The organism is Bacteroides sp. ET336, assembly GCF_024733815.1.
Classification (GTDB): domain Bacteria; phylum Bacteroidota; class Bacteroidia; order Bacteroidales; family Bacteroidaceae; genus Phocaeicola; species Phocaeicola cellulolyticus.
On the sequence record NZ_JANRHK010000002.1, the window covers coordinates 299,773 to 324,412 of the forward strand.

The 24,640-nt window shown below is 40.2% G+C and carries 20 protein-coding genes; 14 read left to right on the forward strand and 6 right to left on the reverse strand.

The window, feature by feature from the left end; translation table 11 throughout:
* Positions 1 to 82 precede the first annotated feature (82 nt).
* Positions 83 to 1,747, reverse strand: coding sequence for a nucleoside kinase (locus NW213_RS04150; protein ID WP_204394111.1), 1,665 nt, complete (start codon positions 1,745 to 1,747; stop codon positions 83 to 85).
* 90 nt (positions 1,748 to 1,837) lie between these two features.
* On the opposite strand from NW213_RS04150, the gene NW213_RS04155 reads away from it, so the two are divergent.
* On the forward strand, positions 1,838 to 3,532 hold the full coding sequence (locus NW213_RS04155) for a Na/Pi cotransporter family protein (protein ID WP_154043313.1): 1,695 nt from the start codon (positions 1,838 to 1,840) through the stop codon (positions 3,530 to 3,532).
* A 74-nt stretch (positions 3,533 to 3,606) separates the two neighbouring features.
* On the opposite strand, the gene NW213_RS04160 is transcribed toward NW213_RS04155, so the two are convergent.
* Together NW213_RS04160 and NW213_RS04165 are read right to left on the reverse strand one after the other, a co-directional pair.
* Positions 3,607 to 4,473: an FKBP-type peptidyl-prolyl cis-trans isomerase gene (locus NW213_RS04160; RefSeq protein WP_154043314.1), complete on the reverse strand. Its 867-nt coding sequence runs from the start codon at positions 4,471 to 4,473 to the stop codon at positions 3,607 to 3,609.
* A gap of 50 nt (positions 4,474 to 4,523) precedes the next feature.
* A complete protein-coding gene (locus NW213_RS04165; protein ID WP_204394115.1) occupies positions 4,524 to 5,108 on the reverse strand; it encodes an FKBP-type peptidyl-prolyl cis-trans isomerase in 585 nt (194 codons plus the stop codon).
* Between the two features lie 131 nt (positions 5,109 to 5,239).
* Between NW213_RS04165 and NW213_RS04170 the strand changes: the two genes are divergently transcribed.
* From NW213_RS04170 to NW213_RS04185, 4 genes are all read left to right on the forward strand, one after another.
* The gene (locus NW213_RS04170) at positions 5,240 to 5,944 is read left to right on the forward strand and encodes an NAD-dependent deacylase (RefSeq protein ID WP_258321925.1); all 705 of its coding nucleotides are present in this window, start codon (positions 5,240 to 5,242) and stop codon (positions 5,942 to 5,944) included.
* An 82-nt stretch (positions 5,945 to 6,026) separates the two neighbouring features.
* Complete coding sequence (gene rd / locus NW213_RS04175) at positions 6,027 to 6,191, forward strand: rubredoxin (RefSeq protein WP_154043317.1); 165 nt, start codon at positions 6,027 to 6,029, stop codon at positions 6,189 to 6,191.
* A 114-nt stretch (positions 6,192 to 6,305) separates the two neighbouring features.
* A complete protein-coding gene (locus tag NW213_RS04180; RefSeq protein WP_258321926.1) occupies positions 6,306 to 6,737 on the forward strand; it encodes a hypothetical protein in 432 nt (143 codons plus the stop codon).
* Positions 6,738 to 6,862: 125 nt separating this feature from the next.
* The gene (locus NW213_RS04185) at positions 6,863 to 7,387 is read left to right on the forward strand and encodes a hypothetical protein (RefSeq protein WP_154043319.1); all 525 of its coding nucleotides are present in this window, start codon (positions 6,863 to 6,865) and stop codon (positions 7,385 to 7,387) included.
* 100 nt (positions 7,388 to 7,487) lie between these two features.
* Here NW213_RS04185 and NW213_RS04190 read toward each other — a convergent pair whose 3' ends face one another.
* The gene (locus NW213_RS04190; RefSeq protein WP_258321927.1) at positions 7,488 to 8,774 is read right to left on the reverse strand and encodes an O-acetylhomoserine aminocarboxypropyltransferase/cysteine synthase family protein; all 1,287 of its coding nucleotides are present in this window, start codon (positions 8,772 to 8,774) and stop codon (positions 7,488 to 7,490) included.
* Positions 8,775 to 8,901: 127 nt separating this feature from the next.
* Between NW213_RS04190 and NW213_RS04195 the strand changes: the two genes are divergently transcribed.
* Positions 8,902 to 9,348: a thioesterase family protein gene (locus NW213_RS04195; RefSeq protein WP_204394123.1), complete on the forward strand. Its 447-nt coding sequence runs from the start codon at positions 8,902 to 8,904 to the stop codon at positions 9,346 to 9,348.
* A gap of 50 nt (positions 9,349 to 9,398) precedes the next feature.
* Here NW213_RS04195 and NW213_RS04200 read toward each other — a convergent pair whose 3' ends face one another.
* On the reverse strand, positions 9,399 to 10,931 hold the full coding sequence (locus tag NW213_RS04200; protein WP_154043322.1) for a carbon-nitrogen hydrolase family protein: 1,533 nt from the start codon (positions 10,929 to 10,931) through the stop codon (positions 9,399 to 9,401).
* 87 nt (positions 10,932 to 11,018) lie between these two features.
* Positions 11,019 to 12,191 (reverse strand): iron-containing alcohol dehydrogenase, encoded by a 1,173-nt coding sequence (locus tag NW213_RS04205; RefSeq protein ID WP_258321928.1) that lies wholly within the window; start codon positions 12,189 to 12,191, stop codon positions 11,019 to 11,021.
* A 157-nt stretch (positions 12,192 to 12,348) separates the two neighbouring features.
* On the opposite strand from NW213_RS04205, the gene NW213_RS04210 reads away from it, so the two are divergent.
* From NW213_RS04210 to NW213_RS04245, 8 genes are all read left to right on the forward strand, one after another.
* Positions 12,349 to 14,559, forward strand: a complete 2,211-nt coding sequence (locus NW213_RS04210) for a heavy metal translocating P-type ATPase (protein WP_375338109.1) — start codon at positions 12,349 to 12,351, stop codon at positions 14,557 to 14,559.
* A gap of 258 nt (positions 14,560 to 14,817) precedes the next feature.
* A complete protein-coding gene (locus NW213_RS04215) occupies positions 14,818 to 16,140 on the forward strand; it encodes a TolC family protein (RefSeq protein WP_258321930.1) in 1,323 nt (440 codons plus the stop codon).
* A 105-nt stretch (positions 16,141 to 16,245) separates the two neighbouring features.
* Entirely contained in the window at positions 16,246 to 17,337 is a 1,092-nt protein-coding gene (locus NW213_RS04220) for an HlyD family secretion protein (protein ID WP_258321931.1), read from the forward strand.
* Between the two features lie 126 nt (positions 17,338 to 17,463).
* Positions 17,464 to 19,095 carry an MFS transporter gene (locus NW213_RS04225; RefSeq protein WP_258321932.1) on the forward strand — a complete coding sequence of 544 codons (1,632 nt, stop codon included), beginning with the start codon at positions 17,464 to 17,466 and terminating at the stop codon, positions 19,093 to 19,095.
* A gap of 152 nt (positions 19,096 to 19,247) precedes the next feature.
* Entirely contained in the window at positions 19,248 to 20,120 is an 873-nt protein-coding gene (locus NW213_RS04230; RefSeq protein ID WP_204393100.1) for an AraC family transcriptional regulator, read from the forward strand.
* Positions 20,121 to 20,166: 46 nt separating this feature from the next.
* On the forward strand, positions 20,167 to 22,749 hold the full coding sequence (locus NW213_RS04235; protein ID WP_258321933.1) for a glycoside hydrolase family 2 protein: 2,583 nt from the start codon (positions 20,167 to 20,169) through the stop codon (positions 22,747 to 22,749).
* Positions 22,750 to 22,892: 143 nt separating this feature from the next.
* Positions 22,893 to 23,486, forward strand: a complete 594-nt coding sequence (locus tag NW213_RS04240) for an RNA polymerase sigma-70 factor (protein ID WP_258321934.1) — start codon at positions 22,893 to 22,895, stop codon at positions 23,484 to 23,486.
* 72 nt (positions 23,487 to 23,558) lie between these two features.
* Complete coding sequence (locus tag NW213_RS04245) at positions 23,559 to 24,584, forward strand: FecR family protein (RefSeq protein WP_258321935.1); 1,026 nt, start codon at positions 23,559 to 23,561, stop codon at positions 24,582 to 24,584.
* The last annotated feature ends 56 nt before the right edge of the window (positions 24,585 to 24,640 follow it).

Here is a 24,640-nt window from a genome sequence, read left to right on the forward strand (position 1 = left end):
TAATGAGTTCACCGGTTCAATCTCGGTTTCCGCTACAATAAAAAAGACATTTAAGAATTTCTTAAATGTCTTTTTTATTGTGTTAGTAAACGAAACTGCTTCCACCCAGGAATTCTCTCAATAATGATGTAGGAGGGAGTTCAGTATCTTGTATTGATACAAAATAGCTTAGGAAGTGCAGCAGGCGGTGTGCTTCTGAGTATTCCGGACATTTGTTCGGTACTTTTCTTAGTATAGGTTCAATGTGATCCTTGATTACTGCAAGTTCGAAAAGCAATGCGGAATTGAACATGGCATCTGCATTTTCCTGATATGGGAAAATCCATTTCTCCTCGCCGGCACGGACACTAGGCCAACGGGCTATTGTCGATTCAGCAGAACTTCCACGATATTTTGAGTCACGGATTATTCTGCGTAGTAATCTGTTGTCTGTTGTTGGAATGTAATTATGTTTGTCAAGCAGAATTGTTGTAAGTGCTGATACATATATCTTATATTTGTTTTCAGCTGGAATATTTGGTGTAAGTTCAGGATTAAGGGCATGTATTCCCTCAAGTATCAGGATCATGTTATCCTCTAATCTGAATTTTATACCGCTGCTCTCTCTCATTCCACTTGAGAAATTGAATTTAGGCAGTTCCACTTCTCCTCCCTCAAGTAATGTGTCCAGTTGTTTTTTGAAGAAAGGAAGATCCACGGCGTATAGTGATTCGAAATCGTGGTTACCGTTTTCGTCAAGTGGAGTATTGTCTCTGTTTACAAAATAGTCATCAAGAGATATAGGATATGGTTTCAGTCCGTTTGTCATGAGTTGGATACTCAATCGTTTGCTGAACGTTGTTTTCCCTGATGATGAAGGTCCTGATATAAGTATTATCTTTACTCTGTTATCGCCTACCTGTCTTGCGGCTATTTCGTCTGCAATCTTTACAATTTTTCTTTCCTGGAGAGCTTCCGAAACGTTTATAAGATCGATGGCATGTCCTTCATTGCATGCTATGTTGAAATCGCCTACAGTGCTTATTCCAAGAATCTCATTCCATCTGTGATGCTCCTGGAAAACTTCCAGCATTTTTTCCTGTTTTATGAGTTCTTCTATTTTCTCAGGATTGTTTTTATTTGGTATCTGCAGCAACAGTCCGTCGTAATACTTTACGATATCGAATTTCTTTATGTATCCGGTGCTAGGCACAAGGCTGCTGTAGTAACAGTCCAGTGTATCTCCAAGTCTATAGTAGAATGAATACAGTTTTCCGGATGTTGACAGGAGTTTTACTTTGTCTGTCATGCCTCTTTCCTGGAAAATCTTTATCACATCTTCCGTTCTTTGTTCATAGCGTGTGATGGGTAAATCCTCGTTGATAATTTCCTGCATTCTTTTCTTGATGCGTGAAACATCGTCAAGTCCGATGGTTCTGTCAATGTGTAATTTGCAGAAGTATCCCTTCGAAACAGGGTGTTCCAGGGATATTGTTCCGCATGGATAAAGGTCGTCAACGGCTTTTACTAGTATGAAACATAACGAACGTACGTATGTTCTCATGCCTGACGCGCTTGTTATGTCGAGGAATTCAACGTCCTTGTTGTAATATACCCGGAAATTTAGATTTTCTACCTTGTTATTTACCTTTGCGCTTACCGGTCCGTATGGCATATTCAAGCCAAGTTCCCTATAAATGTCTATAAGAGATGTCCCTTCTGGAAATTCTCTTGTTTCTTTGTTATTTTTGCAATATATTTGTAACATAATTGTAACATGTATTACTAATTGGATGAACTGGCAGTCAATTTACTCAATTATATCCAGATTGCCTATATCTAGCCTAAATAATAACAGATGGAATATTCTTTTTATGATTTTTTAAAGTTGCTAGGCTCTTTGGCTTTGTTCCTTTACGGAATGAAGATTATGAGCGAAGGTTTGCAGAAATTTGCAGGTGACCGCTTGCGAAGTATTTTAACGGCGATGACAACCAATCGTGTAACAGGAGTCCTGACTGGTATGCTTATCACAGCATTGATACAGTCTTCTTCGGCTACTACGGTGATGGTTGTCAGTTTTGTTAATGCCGGTCTTCTTGAACTGGCCCAGTCTATAGGTGTTATCATGGGTGCGAATATCGGTACTACGGTTACTGCATGGATAATATCTGCGTTAGGATTTAAAGTAGATATATCCGCTTTTTCACTTCCTCTGCTGGCATTCGGTATTCCTTTGCTGTTTTCTCAGAAAAGTTCTCGCAAGTCGGTTGGTGAATTTATTTTCGGATTTGCATTTTTGTTTATGGGGCTCAATCTCTTAAAAACAAATGCGCCGGATTTGAGTCATAATCCTGATATGCTGGCTTTTGTGCAGAATTATACTGATATGGGCTTCATTTCTGTACTGTTGTTTGTTCTGATAGGTACCATACTTACAATGATAGTTCAGGCTTCGGCTGCAACAATGGCTATAACATTGATTATGTGTGCCAACGGATGGATTAGTTTCGAACTTGGAGCGGCTTTGGTGCTTGGCGAAAATATAGGTACTACAATAACTGCAAATCTGGCTGCTTTGACTGCAAATACGCAGGCCAGGAGAGCGGCTATGGCACATTTGATGTTTAATATATTCGGTGTTGTCTGGGTGTTGATATTGTTCAGACCGTTCCTTTCAATGGTGGAATGGATAGTATCCGATTTTATGAATGTGTCTGAGGCAGGAGGGGTGGCCGTTTCATTCAAACTATCGGCATTCCATACTTGTTTTAATATATGTAACGTGCTCATACTTATATGGTTTGTTAATTTTATAGAGAAAACTGTTTGTTGGATTATTCCTCAAAAGGAGCAGGAAGAAGAATATCGTTTGCAGTTCATTTCCGGAGGTATGTTATCCACAGCCGAATTGTCTATTCTTCAGGCTAGAAAAGAAATCAATCTTTTTGCAGAACGTATTCAGCGTATGTTCGGTATGGTACGCGACTTGTTGCATGTCAAAAATGAATCGGAATTCAACAAACTGTTCAGCCGAATAGAGAAATACGAAAATATCAGCGATAATATGGAGCTGGAGATTGCAAAATATCTTAATCAGGTATCCGAAGGAAGATTGAGTTCCGAAAGTAAGGTGCAGATAATGGGTATGCTCCGTGAAGTTACGGAAATAGAAAGTATTGGTGACAGCTGTTACAATATTGCACGTACCATTAACCGCAAAAATCGTGGCAATGATGACTTTACCGGTGCACAGTATGACCATATACATCAGATGATGAATCTTACTGATCAGGCTTTGTCGCAGATGATAAAACTGGTTGAAGATACACACCACACAGTGGATGTTAATTGCTCATTCAATCTGGAAAATGAGATAAACAATTATAGAAACAGATTGAAGGGTCAGAATGTGGTTGACGTTAATAATAAAGAGTATGATTATCAGATGGGTGTTCATTACATGGATATTATAGCCGAGTGTGAAAAGCTGGGTGACTATGTTGTGAATGTTGTTGAGGCACACACTGACATCAAGGAAAAGAAAGCATGATGTTGCTTGAGATATGATATAAAAAAATCCGGTAGATAAATTCTACCGGATTTTTTTATGCTATTGATTGATGATTATTTCTCAATGCTGATAAGTTCAACTTCGAAAATCAAAGTAGAGAAAGGTTTGATTTTACCAGCTTCACGAGAACCGTAACCGAGTTCCTGTGGAATATAAAGTTCCCATTTAGAACCTACAGGCATCATGGTAAGAGCTTCTGTCCAACCCTTGATAACCTGGTCAGCACGGAATGTAGTAGGCTCTTTACGTTCGTATGAGCTGTCGAATTCTGTACCGTCGATCATTGTACCTTTGTAGTGAACTTTCACGCGAGAAGTTTTAGTAGGGATTTCACCTTTACCTTCTTTTATGATTCTGTACTGAAGTCCGCTTTCAGTAACCTTGATACCATCTTTGCTCTTGTTGTTGGCAAGGAATTCTTCGTTTTCCTTCTTGTATTCGCCATATTTAGCTTCAAGAGCTTTAGTCTTGATTTCTTCTGATTTTGTACGTACATACATAGAAGCTGAGTCAGGAGCAACAAGGCTGTTTTCTTCTACAGCAGCAATGAAACCTGCCAGGAAGTTTTCTTTGCTCATTGTTGTAGTAGAATCGCCTGCAAACAGCTGGTTGTTGATTGCTTCGTACATATCACCACTTACCTGCTGGCCAATCTGCATACCTGCCATATATGCTTTTTCTTTGTCAGAAGTATTTTTCATACCTTCTTTGATACCTTTGATGAAGTCTGCCATATATGTAGTATCAACACCAAGACGACCAACTACATAATCTTTTAAACCTTGAGAATTGCTTACTCCCACCATGTATGAAAGTGTGTCGATGTCACTTTTCATGTTTGCTTTAGGAGTACCGCTTTGACCGCATGAAGCAAGTCCGGCTGCAGCAGCCAATACCATTAAAGCTGTACTTTTTTTCATTTTGACTTTTTAATTTTTTAGATATTAATATTCTGTTGTTTTTTTACCCGTTAAAGAACTTCAAGAAGTTCTACTTCGAAAATCAGTGTACTGTGTGGAGGAATCATTTCGCCTGCACCGTGTGCACCGTAACCCAGTTCTGATGGAATGTAAAGTTTCCATTTTGAACCTTCTGACATAAGCTGCAATGCTTCTACCCATCCTTGAATAACCTGATTTACACCGAATACAGCCGGCTCACCGCGCTTGATAGAACTGTCGAACAGTGTACCGTCGATAAGTGTACCTTCGTAATGGCAACGTACTCTATCAGTAGCTTTTGGCTTTTTGCCGTTTCCTTCTTTGATTACTTCGTACTGTAATCCGCTTGGCAATGTAACGATGTTTTCTTTCTTCTTGTTTTCTTCAAGGAAGGCCTTGCCTTTTTCTATATTTTCAGAATTTACTTTTTCTTCAAGTTCAGTGAAAAACTTGTTTACTATTTCGCGGGCTTCATCGTGAGTAATAGCTGTTTTGTTCCCCTCGAGCACGTCTTTTATTGCCTGTGCGAAATCTTCTACCTGAATGTTGCGGGCACCCATGCTCCACAAGTTTTGGCCTATCCCCAGACCAATGGCATAACTGAATTTATCCATGAATTTTGTTATATATTATTATAATAATTTATTCGGATGGCAAAGGTATCTTTTTTCTTTGAAACAGAGGAACTTTGAGTGATAATTTTTCTTATTTTTGTGGTGACAACATATAAAAAGTACAGATAAACATGAAAAAAATAGTTGTATTGACAGGCGCGGGTATGAGTGCCGAGAGTGGAATAAGTACTTTCAGAGATTCTGGTGGACTATGGGAAAAGTATCCGGTAGAGCAAGTGGCTACTCCTGAAGGATATGCCGCAAATCCTAAACTGGTAATAGATTTTTATAATGACAGACGCAAGCAGTTGTTGGAAGTGGAACCTAATTTAGGACATAAAATTCTGGCTGAGTTGGAAAAAGATTTTGACATAACTGTTGTAACTCAAAACGTTGACAATCTGCATGAACGTGCAGGAAGCACAAACGTCATTCATTTGCACGGAGAACTTACAAAAGTAACATCAAGCCGTGAGCCAAACAATCCTAAATATATAAAGGAACTTGCTCCTGAAAACTTCGAAGTTAAAATCGGTGATTTGGCCGATGACGGTTCTCAGTTACGACCGTTCATTGTATGGTTCGGCGAGTCTGTCCCTATGATAGAAACAGCTATAGACTATGTGGAAAAAGCGGATATTTTTGTCATAATAGGAACATCGATGAATGTATATCCGGCTGCCGGATTGCTCAATTATGTAAATCCTTCCGTTCCTGTTTGTCTGATAGATCCTAATCCGGTGAATATAACATCGGGGCGTAAGATACACGTAATATCTAAAGGTGCTTCTGCCGGAATGGAAGAATTAAGAAAAATATTGCTAAATAAATTATGACGTGAACATTTTTATAATTACATTTGTTTTGTAATTAGTATTGAAACAATAGACTAACATTTATTTTAAATTAGAAAGCGTTATGAAAAAGTACATTTGCACAGTTTGTGATTGGGTTTATGATCCTGAAACAGGTGATCCAGATAACGGAATAGCTCCAGGTACAGCATTTGAGGATATTCCAGAAGATTGGGTTTGTCCTGTATGCGGTGTTGGTAAAGAAGATTTTCAGGTAGTAGAAGATTAAAACTTATAATCCAACAAAATATTTATCTCCATTCCGGAACTTTTCCGTTATGGAGATTTTTTTTGTTAACTTCCAATCTTTTCTTAACTTTACAGCCGTAAAATAATAACTATATTGAAGAAGTTTATAAATATATTGTTTCTTTTCTTATGGGGAAGTTTTTTCTTCATAACTACTTCTTGTACTCCTGCTGTTGATAATAGCCGGCATGAATCTGAAAATATAGCAGAAGAGGAATGCAGGGAGTATTATAATATTCATAAATTTCTTCTGTCTGATTATAACAGCAGACATACGGAAATGCTGGCGGCTGATGTAAGTCAGTTAGGAAGTCTGGCAGTCAACATCCGCGTTATGGTCAAGTTGACGGCAAGGCAGATATACAATACTTCAGTATATTGGGCAAAATACGCGGTCCGGATGATAGCTGAGTATATTCAGCATCAGAGTGTTATAACCGAAAATCTTAACTCTAGCCAATTTCGTATTGGCATGACTGGTAGTCACATCATGTATTTATACCAGCTGTGTCATATTCTTATTTAGTCCTATTTTTGTCTCTTTATTCATTGTTATGGGATGGTTTGTATCATCCTAAAGGAAGGTTTGTGCCTTACCGAAATTCATTTTATGTATAATTAATTCATTAGAAAATCAGACAAATAAATTTTATGGACTCAAATTCATTGTTTTCAAATGTACACGATCATGTTTCACGTCGTACAGACATACGTTCAATCATATTTTCAGTTATTTTGATTTTGATAGGTGGAGCAGCTTTTTATGTATCCATTATGGAAGGAAATGAATCATCTTCAATAAGCATGCTTGTTATGACAATAGGTGCCGCATTATTGTTAGTAGGTGTTTTTCGTCTTTTCTGGAAAAGTCATAGCTGGTTTTATACACCCACACAAAGTCGTATAGCCGTAAAAAGTGAATTTTACGAAGCGGCAGATTTCCGTAGTCTGAAGTCTGTATTGGAAAGTAATAACTTTTCTGGAGAAAAAACAGTAAGGAGTGGAAATACTGGAGGAATCAGAATGGATTACATGTATTCAAAAGACCGTAAATTTGCAGCTGTACAGCTGTTTCAATTCTCATCCTATATTTATCAGCCTGTGACAGACGTTTTTTATTATAAGGATATGACTGCTGATGAGTTTATCTGCTGTGCTGAGAAGAAAATGTTCTGATACTTTTCTTAATATCTAAACTTCTTGATTATTATATAGAACTTCCTAAGCGACACAATTGACTGTATCGTCTTGGAAGTTCTTTTATTTTTATGATAATTTATTTTACCTTTTCCATAGCCTGCTCAAGGTCGGCTATAATATCATTTACATTTTCTATACCGACAGAAAGACGTATCAGGTCAGGAGCCACACCGGCTTCAATCAGTTGTTCATCGCTTAACTGACGGTGTGTATGACTTGCCGGATGAAGCACACAAGTACGTGCATCTGCCACGTGTGTTACGATACAGATCATCTTCAGGTTGTCCATGAATTCTATAGCTTCCTCACGGCTGCCGTTCAGTCCGAAAGCAATCACTCCACATGAACCGTTAGGCATATATTTCTGACCCAATTCATAATATTTGCTACTCTTCAGTCCGCAATAGTTAACCCATTTTACCTTAGGGTTGGCTTCAAGCCATTCAGCTATTTTCTGAGCGTTCTCGCAGTGGCGAGGCATACGCAGATGCAGAGTCTCCAATCCCAAATTAAGCAGGAATGCATTTTCCGGTGATTGTATTGAACCCAGGTCACGCATCAGCTGGACTGTAGCCTTTGTGATATATGCCATTTTACCGAATGCTTTTGTATAAACAAGTCCATGGTAAGATTCGTCTGGTTTTGTAAGTCCAGGGAATTTTTCGGCGTTTGCTTCCCAATCGAAGTTACCGCTATCCACTACGGCACCTCCTACACAAGTAGCGTGTCCGTCCATGTATTTTGTTGTAGAGTGAGTGACGATATCAGCTCCCCATTCGAATGGGCGGCAGTTGATAGGAGTAGCAAAAGTATTATCTACAATCAAAGGAACACCATGGCTGTGAGCTATACGTGCAAATTTTTCAATATCCAGAACATTGATACTTGGGTTAGAAATAGTTTCTCCAAACAGACATTTTGTGTTAGGACGGAAAGCCTTTGATATTTCCTCTTCACTGGCGTCAGCATCAACGAAAGTACATTCTATACCGAGTTTTTTCATTGTAACGGCAAAGAGGTTGAATGTTCCACCGTAGATAGTAGAAGAGCATACAAAGTGATCTCCTGCTTCACAGATATTGAATACGGCGTAGAAATTGGCAGCCTGTCCTGAAGAAGTAAGCATAGCACCTACACCACCTTCCAGAGCTGCTATTTTTGAAGCTACAGCATCGTTTGTAGGATTCTGAAGTCTAGTATAGAAATAACCGGACTCTTCCAAATCGAATAAACGTGCCATCTGTTCGCTTGTTTCATATTTGAAAGTTGTTGACTGATATATAGGCAATACTCTCGGTTCACCTTTTTTAGGTTGCCATCCGGCCTGTACGCATAGAGTTTCTCTACTAAGTTTATTTTCCATAATGTTTTATTTTTTATTGAATATTTATTTTATTGACGGCAAAATTACTAATATTTCCGTCAATTAGTGGACGAATGACAAAAAAAAGAATTATATTTGAACATTATAACCTAATAAGAATATTTGTATGGAAGATGAAATCTATTTTAAGCATGTAATACCGGCTCAAATCCGGTTCAGTGATGTTGACCAGTTCGGACACATGAACAATTCTGTGTATTTCTCTTTATATGACCTTGCAAAAACTACCTATTTCAAGGATGTGTTTGGCGATTTGCATGACTGGAATAAATTTGCGGTTGTTGTGGCAAATATAAATGCAGACTTCATGGCTCCGGTGTTTTTTTCCGATGAACTTATTATTGAAACCACAGTAGTTCATTTGGGTAATAAAAGTTTGACATTGCTTCAGCGTGCGGTAAACAAGTCAAGCGGTGTGTTGAAATGTCAATGTCGGACAGTGCTTGTCGGTTATGATGTGACTTCCAAGGAACCTGTTCCAATTCCTATGATTTATAAGAAAGCGATATGTGATTATGAAGGAAAAACTCTTGAGGAGTTGTCAAAGAAATAAAAAAACAAACCGTTATAGTCTGAAGATTATAGCGGTTTGTTTTTTTAATTTCATTTCTTAACCTTCACCTCATACAAATCGTTTCGTCTGTCTTTCAGATTTCTTACACTACCGTAGGTGTGTAGCTCATTCAATAGGTCAAGATCTACATCAGATACGAGAATCATTTCTGTGTTCGGAGTAGCCTCGGCACGTTTGCCGTCGGTAGGGAATGTGAAGTCGCAAGGAGTGAATACCCCTGATTGTGCATACTGTATGTCCATGTTATGTACACGTGGCAGGTTACCTACACTTCCCGCTATTACGACGAAACACTCGTTTTCTATGGCTCTGGCATGAGCGCATACTTTAACTCGGCTATATGCGTTCTGTGTGTCGGTCATGAAAGGAACGAATAGAATCTGCATACCCTGATCTGCCATAATACGCGATAGTTCAGGGAATTCCACATCGTAACATATCAGTACACCGATTTTCGCACAGTCGGTTTCAAATGTCTTGATGGAACGTCCTCCGGTAAGTCCCCAGCTCTTTGTCTCATCCGGAGTGACGTGGATTTTTTCGTACATTTCTGTCGTACCGTCACGTCGGCACAGAAAACCTACATTATACAGTCGTCCGTCCTCTTTTATCTGAGGCATACTTCCTGTGATGATATTGATATTATAGCTGATAGCCAGTTTTATAAAGCGTTCGCGTATTTCGTCGGTATAGGCGGCAAGACCACGTATTGCTTCCGATTCCGCTTCATTGTTGAAATGTGCCATCAATGGGGCGTTGAAGTATTCAGGGAAAAGAATGAAGTCACTCTTGTAGTCGGATACAGCGTCAACAAAGAATTCTACCTGTTCGAACAAATCGTCAAGTGTGTTGTATGAACGCATCTGCCATTGCACCAGTCCTACACGCACTGAAGTCTTTGGACTGATATATTCCTGTGTAGGCGGCTGATAATAGATATTGTCCCATTGCAGCAGACATGCATAGTGTCTTGATTCCTCATCGTTTGGAAGATAGTTACGCATAACCTTGCGTACGTGGAAATCGTTTGATAACTGGAATGTCAGTACAGGGTCATAGATTTCTTTTTGTCTTACCTTGTCTATGTATTCCTTAGGACGCATCTTGTCGGCATATTTGTGATAGTTCGGTATTCTGCCGCCAAACATGATGGCTTTCAGGTTCAGTTCCTCGCACAATTCCTTGCGATATTCGTACATACGTCGTGCCAGTCGCAGTCCTCTGTATTGCGGATGAATGAACACCTCGATACCGTAAAGAATGTTTCCTTTCGGATTGTGAGTGTTGAATGTTTCCTTACCTGTCACCTGAGCGTAAGTGTGGTCGTTCTTTACGTCGTCATAGTTTACTATTATTGACAGGGCGCATCCCACAATCTTTTCATCTACCACTGTAACTATCTGTCCTTCCGGGAAAATCTTTATAAGTTTTTCTATTTGTTTGTGTGTCCAGAAAACGTCGCTTCCGTCGGAGTAAACACGTGTGAACGATTGTGCCAGCTGGTCATAATCTTCGATTTGTAGATTTCTGATCTGTACTTTGTTGATTTTTAGTGAGTCCATTGTTTTATGTTATGATATATCTTTTCCTCAATAATGAAAATATCTCCAATCCCATAATCGGTATTGGAGATATTGTGAAAGTTTTTTTTATTTGTACGATTTCTTATATATTTCCAGAACTTCCTCGTCTGTAAGTGGGCGGACATCGAAGCGGTAGAATCCTCCGGCTATGTCTCTTGCGTTGGTAACCATGTCAGGCAGATCTTCCGGTTTCATGCCCCAGTCGCTAAGCTTCAGGTTGTCCATTCCGCATTCTTTTTTCATCAGAGCAAGTGCTTCTAGGAAGTCGCTCGGTCTGTTACTCTTTTTCTGAGTCATTACTTCCGCCATTTTCATATAGCGTTTCATGCAGTCATTCTTGAATGTCTCGAAATAAGCATCACTCAGTGCGATAAGTCCTGCACCGTGTGGAAGTTCAGGATATTTTGCACTCATGGCATGTTCCAATGCATGTTGCGATACACATCTTGATGTAGCTTCCACCAGTCCTGCTAGAGTGCTACCCCAAGCCACTTTGGCTCTTGCTTTTAGATTGCGTCCGTCTTTTACTGCAACAGGCAGATATTTATAGAGAAGTCTCACGGCTTCCAGTGCATAAAGGTCGCTGATAGGTGTAGCGCAGTTTGCAATAAATCCTTCCGAAGCATGGAAGAAAGCGTCGAATCCCTGATAAGCAGTCAGCTGTGGTGGAACAGAAAGCATCATTTCAGGATCCACTATTGACAGTTTAGGGAAAGTGCATTGACATCCGAAACCTATTTTCTCTGTTTTTTCTGTATTTGTTATTACAGTCCACGGGTCAACCTCTGTACCTGTACCTGCTGTTGTAGGTATGGCAATGACAGGCAATGCACCTTTTACAGGACGTCCTTTACCCGAACCGCTCTGGATGTAATCCCAATAATCGCCATCGTTGCATGCCATTACTGCTATGGCTTTGGCAGAATCAATGGAACTTCCGCCTCCAAGTCCGATAAGCATGTCACATTTCATTTCGCGGCATATGGCTGCCCCTTCCATTACATGGTCTTTTATAGGGTTAGGAAGTATCTTGTCATATACTATTGAATCCACATCGTTTTCTTTAAGCAGTTCTATAACCTTGTCCAAATAACCGTATTTGCGCATTGATGAACCTGCTGAGATAACAATCATGGCTTTCTTTCCTGGAAGTTGCTCAGTGGCAAGATTCTTTATTTCGCCACATCCGAACATCAGTTTGGTAGGAATGTTCAGACTGAAAACTGGATTAGTATTCATAATGTCTATAGTTTTAAAGTTCGTATTTTCAAAATTAAGCAATTCCGTTGATAATAGGTCATGCTAATAGTTAAAAAATACTATTCATTTCATGACTCAGTCTGTCTTTCTGATAATGTCTTTAAAAATCAATACCTTTGCATCCGTATAAAAAATGATAGAAACAATGAAAACCGTAAAAAAGAGTTTTCCTGTAGTTGGAATGAGTTGTGCAGGATGTTCGGCCCGTGTTGACAAGACATTGAACAAGCAACCCGGAATAATAAGCGCATCTGTTAATCTTGCGGCTGCAATGGCTACTGTGGAGTACAATCCTGACGAATGTACTCCGGAACAATTGAAGGAAGCTGTCCGTAAAATAGGCTTCGACCTTATTATTGAAGAAAAGAAAGAGGTGCAGAAAGAAGCGGAGGAAGCACGCAAAAATCATTACAAGATATTGAAGATAAAGACTCTTCTAGCCATACTCCTTGCTCTTCCTGTATCGGTGATAGCAATGTTCTTTCACGATATGCCATATGCCTCACATATAATGGCAGTACTTTCTGCTGTAGTTGTTTTCGGACTGGGAAACGGATTTTTCGTCAATGCCTTCAAACTTCTCACGAAAGGTGGCGCAAATATGGATACACTCGTAGCATTGAGCACCGGTATATCCTTTCTTTTCAGTCTGTTCAATATGTTCTTCCCGGACTATCTTCTACGTCATGGAATAACCCCTCATGTATATTTCGAAGCGGCATCTATGATAGTAGCCTTTATCCTTTTGGGACGTACATTGGAGGATAGGGCAAAGGGAAATACAGCCGAAGCGATAAAGAAACTTATGGGACTCCAGCCTAAAAAGGTGACAGTGATGCGGAACGGTACGGAGATGGAGACAGATATTGACATGCTTATGGTTGGTGATACAGTAGTGGTGAAGCCAGGTGAGCGTATAGCAGTAGATGGTACTGTAGTTTTCGGTTCGTCATACGTTGACGAAAGTATGCTGAGCGGAGAACCTGTTGCCGTACTGAAAGAGAAAGGCTCAAAGGTTTATGCCGGAACTATCAACCAGAAGGGAAGTTTCAGATTTTTGGCTGAGAAAGTCGGTAGTGAGACTGTTCTGGCTCAAATTATCAAAATGGTTCAGGATGCTCAGGGAAGCAAGGCGCCCGTCCAGAAACTTGTAGATAAAGTGGCAGGAATATTCGTCCCTATTATCATATCAATAGCTTTACTTTCATTCGTTCTTTGGGTATCTCTGGATTCTGAAAGTGGACTTACCCATGGTTTTCTAGCTGCTGTTACAGTGCTGGTTGTAGCCTGTCCGTGTGCTTTGGGACTTGCCACACCAACAGCCATTATGGTCGGTATAGGTAAAGGAGCCGAGATGGGAATACTGATTAAGGATGCCGACAGTCTGGAGATAGCCCGCAATGTTGATACTGTAGTTCTTGACAAAACAGGAACTATCACCGAAGGCAAACCGGTGGTTACAGACTGGATGTGGGTAAACGGGACAGATGATGCCAAAAGTATATTGTGCGGACTGGAGAAACACTCAGAACACCCGTTGGCTATGGCTGTTGTTCAAAGTATAGGAACAGAGCCGGCTGAAATTACAGGTTTTGAAAGCATAACAGGTCAGGGAGTAAAAGGTATTAGCGACGGGAAAACATATATTGCAGGAAACAGACGTTTGATTTCATCCTGCGGAATTGTTATACCTTCTGATATGGAAGAAAAAGCATCAACACTTGCCGCGCAGGGTAAGACAGTGATATGGTTTGCCGATAATGAAAAGGTATTGTGCCTGTGTGCCATAACTGACAAGATGAAAGAATCGTCCGCTGCGGCAATATCCAGACTGAAGAGTATGGGTATAAAAGTAGTAATGCTTACCGGAGATGCCGATGCTCCTGCACGTTATATGGCAGGATTGTCGGGAGTGGACGACTATAAGTCGGAAGTCACTCCACAGCAGAAGGCTGAGTTTATCATGACACTCCGTTCTCAGGGAAGTGTAGTGGCAATGGCAGGCGACGGTATAAACGACAGTGCCGCCCTTGCTGAGGCTGATTTGAGTATTGCCATGGGTAAAGGTAGCGATATCGCCATGGATGTTGCAAAGGTGACTATCATTTCATCTAATCTGGAGAAGATTGCAGACACTATAAGCCTTTCGCGTCATACTGTGCGTACTATCCGCCAGAACCTGTTCTGGGCGTTTATATATAATTTAATAGGTGTCCCTGTAGCGGCAGGTGTCCTATATCCTATAAACGGTTTTCTTTTAAATCCGATGATAGCCAGTGCTGCCATGGCGATGAGCAGTGTAAGTGTTGTTACTAACAGTTTGCGATTGAAAAAAGCTGAATTATAACCATTTTTGACCATTAAAAAAACGTGCGCAAGTTTCAGGTAAAACGTGCGTCCATTTCAGGTCGAACGTGCGTCCGTTTTGAATCGAATGTGCGCACGTTTTTTTTGAGGCTTGATTGCATTGATTTTTAGTGTATATTAAATTCCCATCTGACAGTTTCGTTTTAAAGGGAAAATATGAACAGTCAAAGCGAAAATATCGTAGCGATTATCTGAGCGTAACATCCTAACTTTGCGCCGGATAAACAAGAAAAACGATATGAAAAGACTATTACTCAATTTTGCTTTTGCCTGTTCGCTTTTTCCTCTTGGAGCGCAGCAGGTGTTGACGCTGGAAGAATGTCTGCAGATAGGTATTGAGAATAACCTCACACTGCAGTCCAAGCGCAACGAAATTATCAAAGGAAAGCACAGCATTTCGGAGAACCGTTCCAAGCTTCTACCACAAATCAATGCTGTGGCATCATTCAACGACAATTTTAACCCTCCCGTTTCAGTTACCGACGGCTCGGCATACGGTAATCCTTACAACGTGACAAAGACGTTGCAGTATAACGCATCGGCAGGACTGCAACTTCAGATGCCTCTCTACAACCAGACCATCTATACAGCCATGTCGGTTACCAAGATGATGGACGAAATAAACACCCTATCTTACGACAAGGCACGCGAGGATCTGATAATGCAAATCACAAAGATGTATTATCTGGGACAGAGTACAGCCGAGCAGATTTCCATAGTGAAAGAAAACATCACCCGTCTGGAAGAACTGAGGGATATTACCACAGCTTTCTTCGACAATGGTATGGCAATGGAAGTGGATGTGAAGCGTGTAAATATCAATCTTGAAAACCTTCAGGTGCAGTATGATAATGCCGTGGCAATGCTCACACAACAAATCAACATGCTGAAATATGTGATAGACTATCCTGCTGAAACAGACATCACACTCACTCCGGTGGATACTGAAAGCATCATTCCTGTAGAAATGAGCGGTCTGTACGAAGGTCAGCCGGAACTGGAATTGCTTAAGAAACAAAGTACGCTGGCTGAGAAACAGAAGAAAATGATTTCGCAGGGATATATTCCTTCGTTGTCGCTTACCGGAAGTTTCATGTATTCTGCATTCACCGATAAGGCGAAGAACTGGTTTCATGACGGACCGTCAAGCAAATGGTATAACTCATCAGGTATAGGCCTGACATTGAGAGTGCCGATATTCGACGGACTTGACAAACGTTCGAAGATAAGAAAGGCGAAACTTGACATTGAAAATGCAAAACTGTCGTATGACAATGCCTTGAAAAGTTTCAGAACACAGTATTTGAACGCCACTAATGATCTTATGAACAGCCGCCGCAATTTCACCAAGCAGAAAGACAACTACCTGTTGGCAGAGGATGTTTACGAAGTGACTTCCGACCGCTATCGTGAAGGAGTGGCGTCAATGACAGAAGTACTTCAGGACGAAATGCGTATGAGTGAGGCACAGAACAATTATGTGACAGCACATTACAACTACCGCGTGAATAATCTTACGATGCTGAAACTTACAGGAAAACTTGAGACATTATTAAAATAATAGTAAACAAGGTTTCAGTTACAAGTTGTTAGAAGGTTCTCTCCTTGTTAACTTGTCAACTCGTTAACTTGTCACCTATATAAATAACTTCAAATAAAAAACGATATGGAAACAAAAGAACTTGATATAAAGAAAAATACACTTGAGCAACAAGCTGCAAAACTCAGAAAACAACGCCGCCGCCAGATGCTGGCAAGTACATTCGGAATTATAATCCTCCTGATAGGGCTTTATCAGATTGGAGTAATGTTCTTCAGCTACAAGTTGAACGAAACAAGCAATGACGCACAGATAGAACAATACATCTCGCCGGTAAACCTCCGTGCTTCGGGATATATAAAGAAGGTGTATTTCACAGAACATCAGACTGTGAAGAAAGGCGACACACTGATGGTTCTCGACGACCGTGAATACCGTATCCGTGTGATGGAAGCGGAGGCTGCACTGAAAGATGCCATGGCAGGAGCATCAGTTATAGGTCAGACGCTCCAGACCACAAAGGCTTCCGCTTCGGTTTATGAGGCTTCAATCTCCGAAGTGGAAATCCGTCTGGCTAAACTGGACAAAGATCGCAAACGTTACGAAAACCTTCTTCAGAGAAATGCTGCCACACCTATCCAGCTCGAGCAGATAGAGACAGAATATGAGGCGACTAAGAAAAAACTCGTGGCATTGAAACGCCAGCAGGAAGCAGCAATGTCTGGAGTGAACGAAGTATCAACCCGTCGTCAGAACATGGAAGCTGCCATACAGCGCGCACAGGCTGCACTTGAAATGGCAAAACTTAATCTTTCATATACAGTGGTTACAGCACCATGCGACGGACAGTTGGGACGCCGTGCCATAGAGGAAGGACAGTTCATTTCTGCCGGACAGACCATAACCTATATATTGCCTGATACACAGAAATGGGTGATAGCCAACTATAAGGAAACACAGGTGGAAAACCTTCATATAGGTCAGGAGGTTACACTTACGGTAGATGCTATCAGCGACAAGGAATTCAAAGGAAAGATTACAGCCATATCCGGTGCCACAGGTTCAAAATACTCACTCGTTCCAACCGACAATTCAGCCGGAAACTTTGTGAAGATACGTCAGCGTGTTCCTGTAAGAATAGATTTCGAAGGGCTGAGCAAGGAAGACAATGAACGTCTTGCTGCCGGAATGATGGTTATTGTGAAAGCAAAATTATGATTTTAGTTAACAAGGCTTTAGTTACAAGTTGTTAGAAGGTTCTCCATCCGGACGGAACCGACGGTCAGTAAAGCTAAACCTTGTCAACTCGTCAACTTGTCAACTCGTCTCCTAAAAACTATATATATGCAAAGAAATTATCCATTCTATAATTGGGTTCCCAAACCTGTAGGTATCATCCTGCTGATACTGCTTTTCATCCCGATACTGACTGTGGGCGGAGTATATACTGCCAACAGCGGTGAGATGACAAGTGGACTGGGAATCCAGTCGGAACATATCCAGTTCGTAGGGTTCGTCACCTCAATAGGTATGGCAGCTTTCGCTCCATTCTTCTATCAGCTGGTATGTATCCGCCGTGAGAAGATAATGTGCGTGGTGGGTTTCTCACTCTTGTACATCCTCAGTTATGTGTGTGCTGTCACCGACAGTATCTTCCTTCTTGCATTGTGCAGCCTTATCATGGGTTTCCTCCGTATGGTGCTCATGATGGTGAATCTCTTTACCCTGATAAAATACGCTTTCGGAATGGAAGCTACAAGGAATATCACTCCCGGAATGGAACCGACCACGGAAGAAGGTTGGGATGCCCTTGATGCAGAAAAAAGCAAAAGTATGCCTATTATCTACCTCTTCTTCATGATACTCGGGCAGATAGGAACATCGCTCACTGCATGGCTGGCATACGAATATCAGTGGCAGGACGTGTATTACTATATGATGGGAATGACACTTGCAGCCATACTTATTATAATGGTGACAATGCCTTATCATAGCTATAACAGCCGACGTTTCCCTATCAATTTCCGCAAGTTCGGAAGTGTAGCAGTTTTCAGCGCTATGATGACCTGTATAGTCTATGTACTGGTTTACGGTAAGACTCTCGACTGGTATTCCGATCCTACAATAGTCCGTTCCACAGTGCTTGCCGTGGTGTTCGGTGCAGCCTTCTTCTATATGGAATCTTCCGGACGTTCGCCGTATTTCATGATGGAAGTGTTCCGTTTGCGTACCATCAATATGGGTATTGTACTCTTTCTTCTGCTGATGATATTCAACACCAGTTCAATGTTTGTAAATGTCTTCACCGGAGTAGGCATGAAGATTGACAACTGGCAGAACGCCGCCCTAGGCAACTGGAGTATATTGGGATATTTCATAGGAGCGGTGATAGCCATAGTATTGGGTTCAAAAGGAGTGAAATTGAAATACCTTTTCGGAATGGGATTTCTTCTGATAGGAATGTCGGCACTGTTCATGTATTTCGAAGTACAGACAGCAGGACTATATGAGAGGATGAAATATCCGGTGATAATCCGTTCCACAGGGATGATGCTGTTATATTCTCTTGCCGCTGTACATGCCAATCAGCGTATGCCATACAAATATATGTCCACTTGGATTTGTATAATGCTTTCTGTACGTATGATTTTAGGACCATGTATTGGTACTTCACTTTATACCAACGTGCTTCAGCATCGCCAGCAACATTACATCACACGTTTCGCACATGACGTAGATAGGGTAGAAGCACAGAATGCCGCTTCGTACGACCAGACAGTACGAGGAATGCGTTATCAGGGTAAGAGTGAAACCGAAGCAGAGAACATGGCAGCCATATCCACAAAGGGTAAGGTACAGGTTCAGGCTACACTCTCGGCTGTGAAGGAAATGTCCGGCTGGACATTCTACGGATGTATGATTTCAATGCTTTTCGTTCTTGTTTATCCATATCGCAAGAGGAAATTATCGGCTTAGCGTGAATTTTTTCCGCTAAGTCCTGTAATTTTACTAACTTAGCCGTTGTTTAGATACAAGGCTTCAGTTGACAAGTTAATACAAAGGTTTTTATATATGAAAGGAAACCTTGTCAACTCGTAACTGATACCTTGTCAACTAATAAAAGGCTTATGATAAACAGTTCTGAAAGATTAATAAAGCTGGAAGAAAAAATATCCGGTCAGTCTGATGTATGTTCATCGGGCGGACCGGTTTTTGATTTTCCGGAAAGTATGAAAAAGGGATTCGTCAATTTCGGTATAGGTCTGATTGTATGCCATACCGGTAAGTTTGATTTCAATCTTTCCGGTAAATGTTATGCGGCACAAACGGGTGAGACCGTTTTCATCCATGAAGGTTCTTTTTTTCGAATAACCGGTCAGTCTGAAAATCTGGAAATAAGTATCATTATATATAAGGTGTCGCCAATACGTGATGTTCTCGGGAATATGGTTTATTCCGTGCACCTCTACTCCCAGATGTCGCCGGAAACACATTGTGTATGGAATACCGGCGATGAAGATGATGTGGCAGGATATATATCACTCATCGGAACAGAACAGCCGGAACAGGATGACTTTTTCCCTGTTTACGAAAAGCGCCTTCTTTTATTGTCTCTTACATATCGTCTTTGTTCCGTATTTCAGAAGAGATTCCTTTCCGGAAATTCTGTAGGAGCAAGACGTACGGAAATATTTCTCCGTCTCATCCAACTTATCGACCGTTATTTCATGTCAGAACGCGGAGTTGAGTTCTATGCCGACAAACTGTTTCTTTCTCCGAAGTATCTTTCCGGACTTTCGAAAGCCGTCTGTGGATATACAGTTCAGGAATTGGTATTCAAAGCTATAATCCGTAAATCGATGGCAATGCTTGACAGTACGAACAAAACAGTGCAGGAAATATCCGATGAGTTTAATTTCCCTAATCCTTCCAGTTTCGGAACATTCTTCAAGAAGCAGGTAGGGATGTCTCCTCAGAAGTATAGGGAGAGAGGAGGGTAAACTCTTGTTATAATTTTAAATTTTTCATTCATTAAAATATAATACTATGGGATTTCTAAAAAATAATCTAGTTGCAGCTTTAATACTTCAGGCTGTCGTTTCAGGTAATAATCTGTATGCCGATGTTTATCGACAGAATATTAATGAAGGCTGGAAATTCAGACAGGCAAGACTGAATAACTGGTACGATGCCACTGTGCCAGGAGTTGTTCATACCGATTTGATGGACAATGCAATAATAGACGATCCTTTTTTCAGATTGAATGAAAGGGCTGTCCAATGGGTGGATAAGGAAGACTGGATATACGAAACTGTTATTATCGGAGAAGATAAGGTCTTGAACTCATCAAATCAGTGTCTTGTGTTTAAAGGCCTTGACACATACGCCGATGTATATCTAAACGACTCATTGATTCTTAAAGCCGACAATATGTTCAGGGAATGGAGCGTCGATGTAAAAGGAATACTGAAGAAAGGCGACAATAAATTAAGAGTCTATTTCCATTCACCTATAAAAATAGATATGCCAAAATGGGAAGCTCTTCCTTATCAGTTGGAGTCCGGAAATGACCAGTCTGAAAACGGAGGCCTGCTGGACAGAAAAATCGGTATCTTTGCCCGTAAGGCAGGCTATCATTACGGTTGGGACTGGGGGCCACGATTGGTTACTTCTGGTATATGGAGACCTGTTTATCTTGAAGCATGGAATGATGTAAGGATAGAAAACGTACAACTTATCCAGAATAAAGTAAATTCAGTTTCAGCCAGTCTCTCGTCAGTAGTAGAAATTATTTCCGATGATGATGCTTCCGGAGCTGTTGTATCTGTAAAAGCCGACGGGAAGGTGGTATCCCAGAAAAAGGTTGACCTTGTAAAGGGTATGAATAAGGTCACTTTGGATTACACCATAAAGAATCCAAAACTTTGGTGGACAAACGGATTGGGTGATCCGTACTTGTATGATTTTACCACTACAGTGGCAATGAGTGACGGAACTAAGGATTCGGTTGATGATAGAATAGGTATCAGATCATTGAGAGTGGTGGAAGATAAAGATGAGGCCGGAACAACTCTATACTTTGAGCTAAATGGAAAGCCGGTCTTTATGAAAGGTGCTAATTATATTCCTAGTGATAACTTCCTTCCAAGAGTGACTGATGAAAAGTACGAACGTACAATATTGGATGCCAAGAATGCTAATATGAACATGCTTCGTATTTGGGGAGGAGGTATCTATGAAAATGATATCTTCTATGATTTATGCGACGAACACGGTATTCTGGTTTGGCAGGACTTTATGTTTGCCTGCTCGCTATATCCTGGTGATGACGCTTTTATGGAAAATGTACGTCAGGAGGCTATAGATAACGTTCGTCGTTTGAGAAATCATCCATGTATTGCCCTGTGGTGCGGTAACAATGAAAATCTGGATGCATGGTTCGGATGGGGTTGGAAGCGTAAATACGAGGCTATGGGCAATGGATATGCCGACAGGTTATGGAACGATTTCTACAAACTTTATTTTAAGCTTCTTCCTGAAGTTGTAGAAGAGTATGGAAGCGGAACTGGATATAGAGGCTCATCGCCAATGGCTTATCCTGAAGGTAAATCGGACGGAGTGAACGGTGATTCTCATTACTGGGGGGTATGGCATGGAAATCATCCTATATCACAATATAATACAGAGCGCAGCCGTTTCTTTTCTGAATACGGATTCCAGTCGTTCCCTGAATATGAATCAGTGAAGCTTTATGCTCCGGAAAAGAGAGACCATGATATTAATTCGGAAGTAATGATGTCGCATCAGCGCGGCGGTTCATTTGCCAACAACCGTATAAAGGAATATATGCTCAAGAGCTATAATGAACCAAAGGATTTTGAACACTTCCTGTATGTAGGTATGATTCTTCAGGGCGATGCCATAAAGACAGCAATGGAAGCACACCGTAGGGATATGCCTTACTGCATGGGCTCTTTGTTCTGGCAGCACAATGACTGTTGGCCTGTAGCTTCATGGGCAAGCCGTGACTATTATGGACGCTGGAAAGCCCAGCATTATTTTGCAAAGAAAGCATATGATATGATTCTTGTATCTCCTGTAGTTTTAGATGATAAACTTACCGTTCATATCGTATCAGATTATCTGAAAGCAGTAAACGGAACCTTCTCACTTAAGGTGATGGATATGAAAGGCAATGTGGTTTATGATAAGTCAATGTCATTGAAAACTCCTGTAAACGGTTCGGAACTTGTGTTTGAATCTGCAATAAATGATGTATTGGGAGGCAAGTCAAAGAACGATGTGATAATTTATACAGAATTCAAGACTAAAGATAAAACTTATACCAATGTAGCTTATGCAGCCGAACAGAAAGATATGAATTATGAGAAAGCTGATATTTCTTGGAATGCAAAGAAGGCAGAAGGCGGATATGATGTTACTTTGAAATCAGATGTCTTTGCCCGTGGAGTATTCATGTCACTGTCCGGAATAGACAATTTCTTCGAAGATAACTATTTTGACTTGCTACCAGGAAAAGAAGTAACTGTTAATGTTAAGACAGATTTGTCTCTGTCTGTATTCAAGGATCAGTTAAAGGTTATTTCTTTGGTAGACAGTTATAATTAATTCAAAAAACATATAGATATATATTGATTTTAAAATTAGGATGTGCTATTTGTGCATATCCTAATTTTTTTATATTTTTTTCTTTTGATGGTTAATGGTAAAACATTTTTTGTACATTTGTCTGATTAAAAATTTTTAATATTATGGAAGAACTGATTTTGGAAAGACTTAGACAAGGAGATGAAAAGGCGTTCAAACATATATTTGACCGCTATTATACACTCCTATGTCGCTTTGCAAATCAGATATTAAATGATACTTCTTTGGCCGAAGAGATAGTGGATGATGCCATTTTCTATCTTTGGGAACACCGTGCGGATATTGAAATCACACATACTATCCGCGCATATTTGATGAGATCTGTACGCAACCGTTGTCTTAACGAACTGAATTCATTGTCACACCGTACAGAACACAGCTTTTCCACCTATCTCTCTGATGATAATCTGGAATTTCTCGATACACTTTTTGCCGATGAAAATCATCCTTTGGGAACCCTGATAGAACAGGAATTGGAAGAAGAGTTGATGCATTGTATCAATTCATTGCCAGATGAATGTCGTAAAGTTTTCAAGAAAAGCCGTTTTGAACAAAAAAAATATGAAGAAATCGCTAAAGAATTGAATATCTCTGTCAATACGGTTAAATATCACATTAAGAACGCATTAGCATATCTTAATACTCATCTTGCGGAATATCTGAAACTTATTCTGATATATATTTTTATAGAAAAATGAAAAAAAGTTCATTTTTCCACTACCCTATAAATCTATTATTTTGTCTAACCTATAAAGCCACCAATAAAATATATGGAAAGAAAAGAAATACATAAAGAAGAAATAGATAATCTGATATCTATGTATCTTACAGGAAATATAGATACTCAGTCTTTGAAGACTCTTGTTGCCTGGAGTAAGGAGTCGTCAGAGAACAGTCTTTATGTAAGAAACAAGATAGAAATATGGTTTTCATCAGGAGTGGCAGGCGGTATGACTTCTTTCGATAAGGAAAAAGCTTTCGAAAGATTTAAGAACCGCATTGAAAAAGCTACTATAGCAGAAGAACAGAAGCAACGCTTTACAAAATCGCGCAGCTTGAAGATCTTCTATCGTGTGGCAGCAGCAATACTTATTATATTACTTCCACTTGCCGGTTATTGGGGCGGTATGGAAACTGTTAAGAGCGGATTTTCTGATATAGTGGTAGAAGCGCCAATGGGGGCACGTACCAAACTTTACCTTCCTGACGGTACATTGGTTTGGCTTAACGCCGGTTCAAAAATTACCTACTCACAGGGGTTTGGTGTTGATAATAGAGATCTGACTCTTGAAGGAGAAGGTTATTTTGAGGTTAAGAGGAATGAGGAGGTACCATTTGAAATAAGTACAAAAGAATTGGATTTGACAGTTTTGGGTACTAAATTTAATTTCAGAAATTATGAAGATGATGAAGAAGTCGTAGTAAACCTTCTTGAAGGAAAGGTGAAGTTGAGAAATGAGTTGGTTGCTTCTGCAGATGTATATATGTCGCCTAATGAGAAAGTAATTCTTTCTAAAGAAACAGGCCGTATGGTAAAAACCAAGATAAATACATCCAATTCCAATTTATGGACAAAAGATGAGTTGTATTTTGATGAACTATTATTGGAAGATATAGCCAAACAGTTGTCCAGAAGTTTTAATGTAAAAATAGAAGTTGCCGATTCGTTGAAAAATCAACGTTTTTATGGCAGTTTCAGGATTGTAGGCAATTCAATTGAGAAAATATTGGAAACAATATCATCAACTAACAGAATGAAATATAAATACGAAAACAATAGGTATGTAGTATATTGATATTTGGAGAATTATTAACTTTATGTATAACCTAAAAATATTATAGCCTATGACGA

Coding starts and splice junctions, on each gene's coding strand:
- NW213_RS04150 (WP_204394111.1), bottom strand. CDS start 1,747: ATGTTACAAATATATTGCAAAAATAACAAAGAAACAAGAGAATTTCCA.
- NW213_RS04155 (WP_154043313.1), top strand. CDS start 1,838: ATGGAATATTCTTTTTATGATTTTTTAAAGTTGCTAGGCTCTTTGGCT.
- NW213_RS04160 (WP_154043314.1), bottom strand. CDS start 4,473: ATGAAAAAAAGTACAGCTTTAATGGTATTGGCTGCTGCAGCCGGACTT.
- NW213_RS04165 (WP_204394115.1), bottom strand. CDS start 5,108: ATGGATAAATTCAGTTATGCCATTGGTCTGGGGATAGGCCAAAACTTG.
- NW213_RS04170 (WP_258321925.1), top strand. CDS start 5,240: ATGAAAAAAATAGTTGTATTGACAGGCGCGGGTATGAGTGCCGAGAGT.
- rd (WP_154043317.1), top strand. CDS start 6,027: ATGAAAAAGTACATTTGCACAGTTTGTGATTGGGTTTATGATCCTGAA.
- NW213_RS04185 (WP_154043319.1), top strand. CDS start 6,863: ATGGACTCAAATTCATTGTTTTCAAATGTACACGATCATGTTTCACGT.
- NW213_RS04190 (WP_258321927.1), bottom strand. CDS start 8,774: ATGGAAAATAAACTTAGTAGAGAAACTCTATGCGTACAGGCCGGATGG.
- NW213_RS04195 (WP_204394123.1), top strand. CDS start 8,902: ATGGAAGATGAAATCTATTTTAAGCATGTAATACCGGCTCAAATCCGG.
- NW213_RS04200 (WP_154043322.1), bottom strand. CDS start 10,931: ATGGACTCACTAAAAATCAACAAAGTACAGATCAGAAATCTACAAATC.
- NW213_RS04205 (WP_258321928.1), bottom strand. CDS start 12,191: ATGAATACTAATCCAGTTTTCAGTCTGAACATTCCTACCAAACTGATG.
- NW213_RS04215 (WP_258321930.1), top strand. CDS start 14,818: ATGAAAAGACTATTACTCAATTTTGCTTTTGCCTGTTCGCTTTTTCCT.
- NW213_RS04220 (WP_258321931.1), top strand. CDS start 16,246: ATGGAAACAAAAGAACTTGATATAAAGAAAAATACACTTGAGCAACAA.
- NW213_RS04225 (WP_258321932.1), top strand. CDS start 17,464: ATGCAAAGAAATTATCCATTCTATAATTGGGTTCCCAAACCTGTAGGT.
- NW213_RS04230 (WP_204393100.1), top strand. CDS start 19,248: ATGATAAACAGTTCTGAAAGATTAATAAAGCTGGAAGAAAAAATATCC.
- NW213_RS04235 (WP_258321933.1), top strand. CDS start 20,167: ATGGGATTTCTAAAAAATAATCTAGTTGCAGCTTTAATACTTCAGGCT.
- NW213_RS04240 (WP_258321934.1), top strand. CDS start 22,893: ATGGAAGAACTGATTTTGGAAAGACTTAGACAAGGAGATGAAAAGGCG.
- NW213_RS04245 (WP_258321935.1), top strand. CDS start 23,559: ATGGAAAGAAAAGAAATACATAAAGAAGAAATAGATAATCTGATATCT.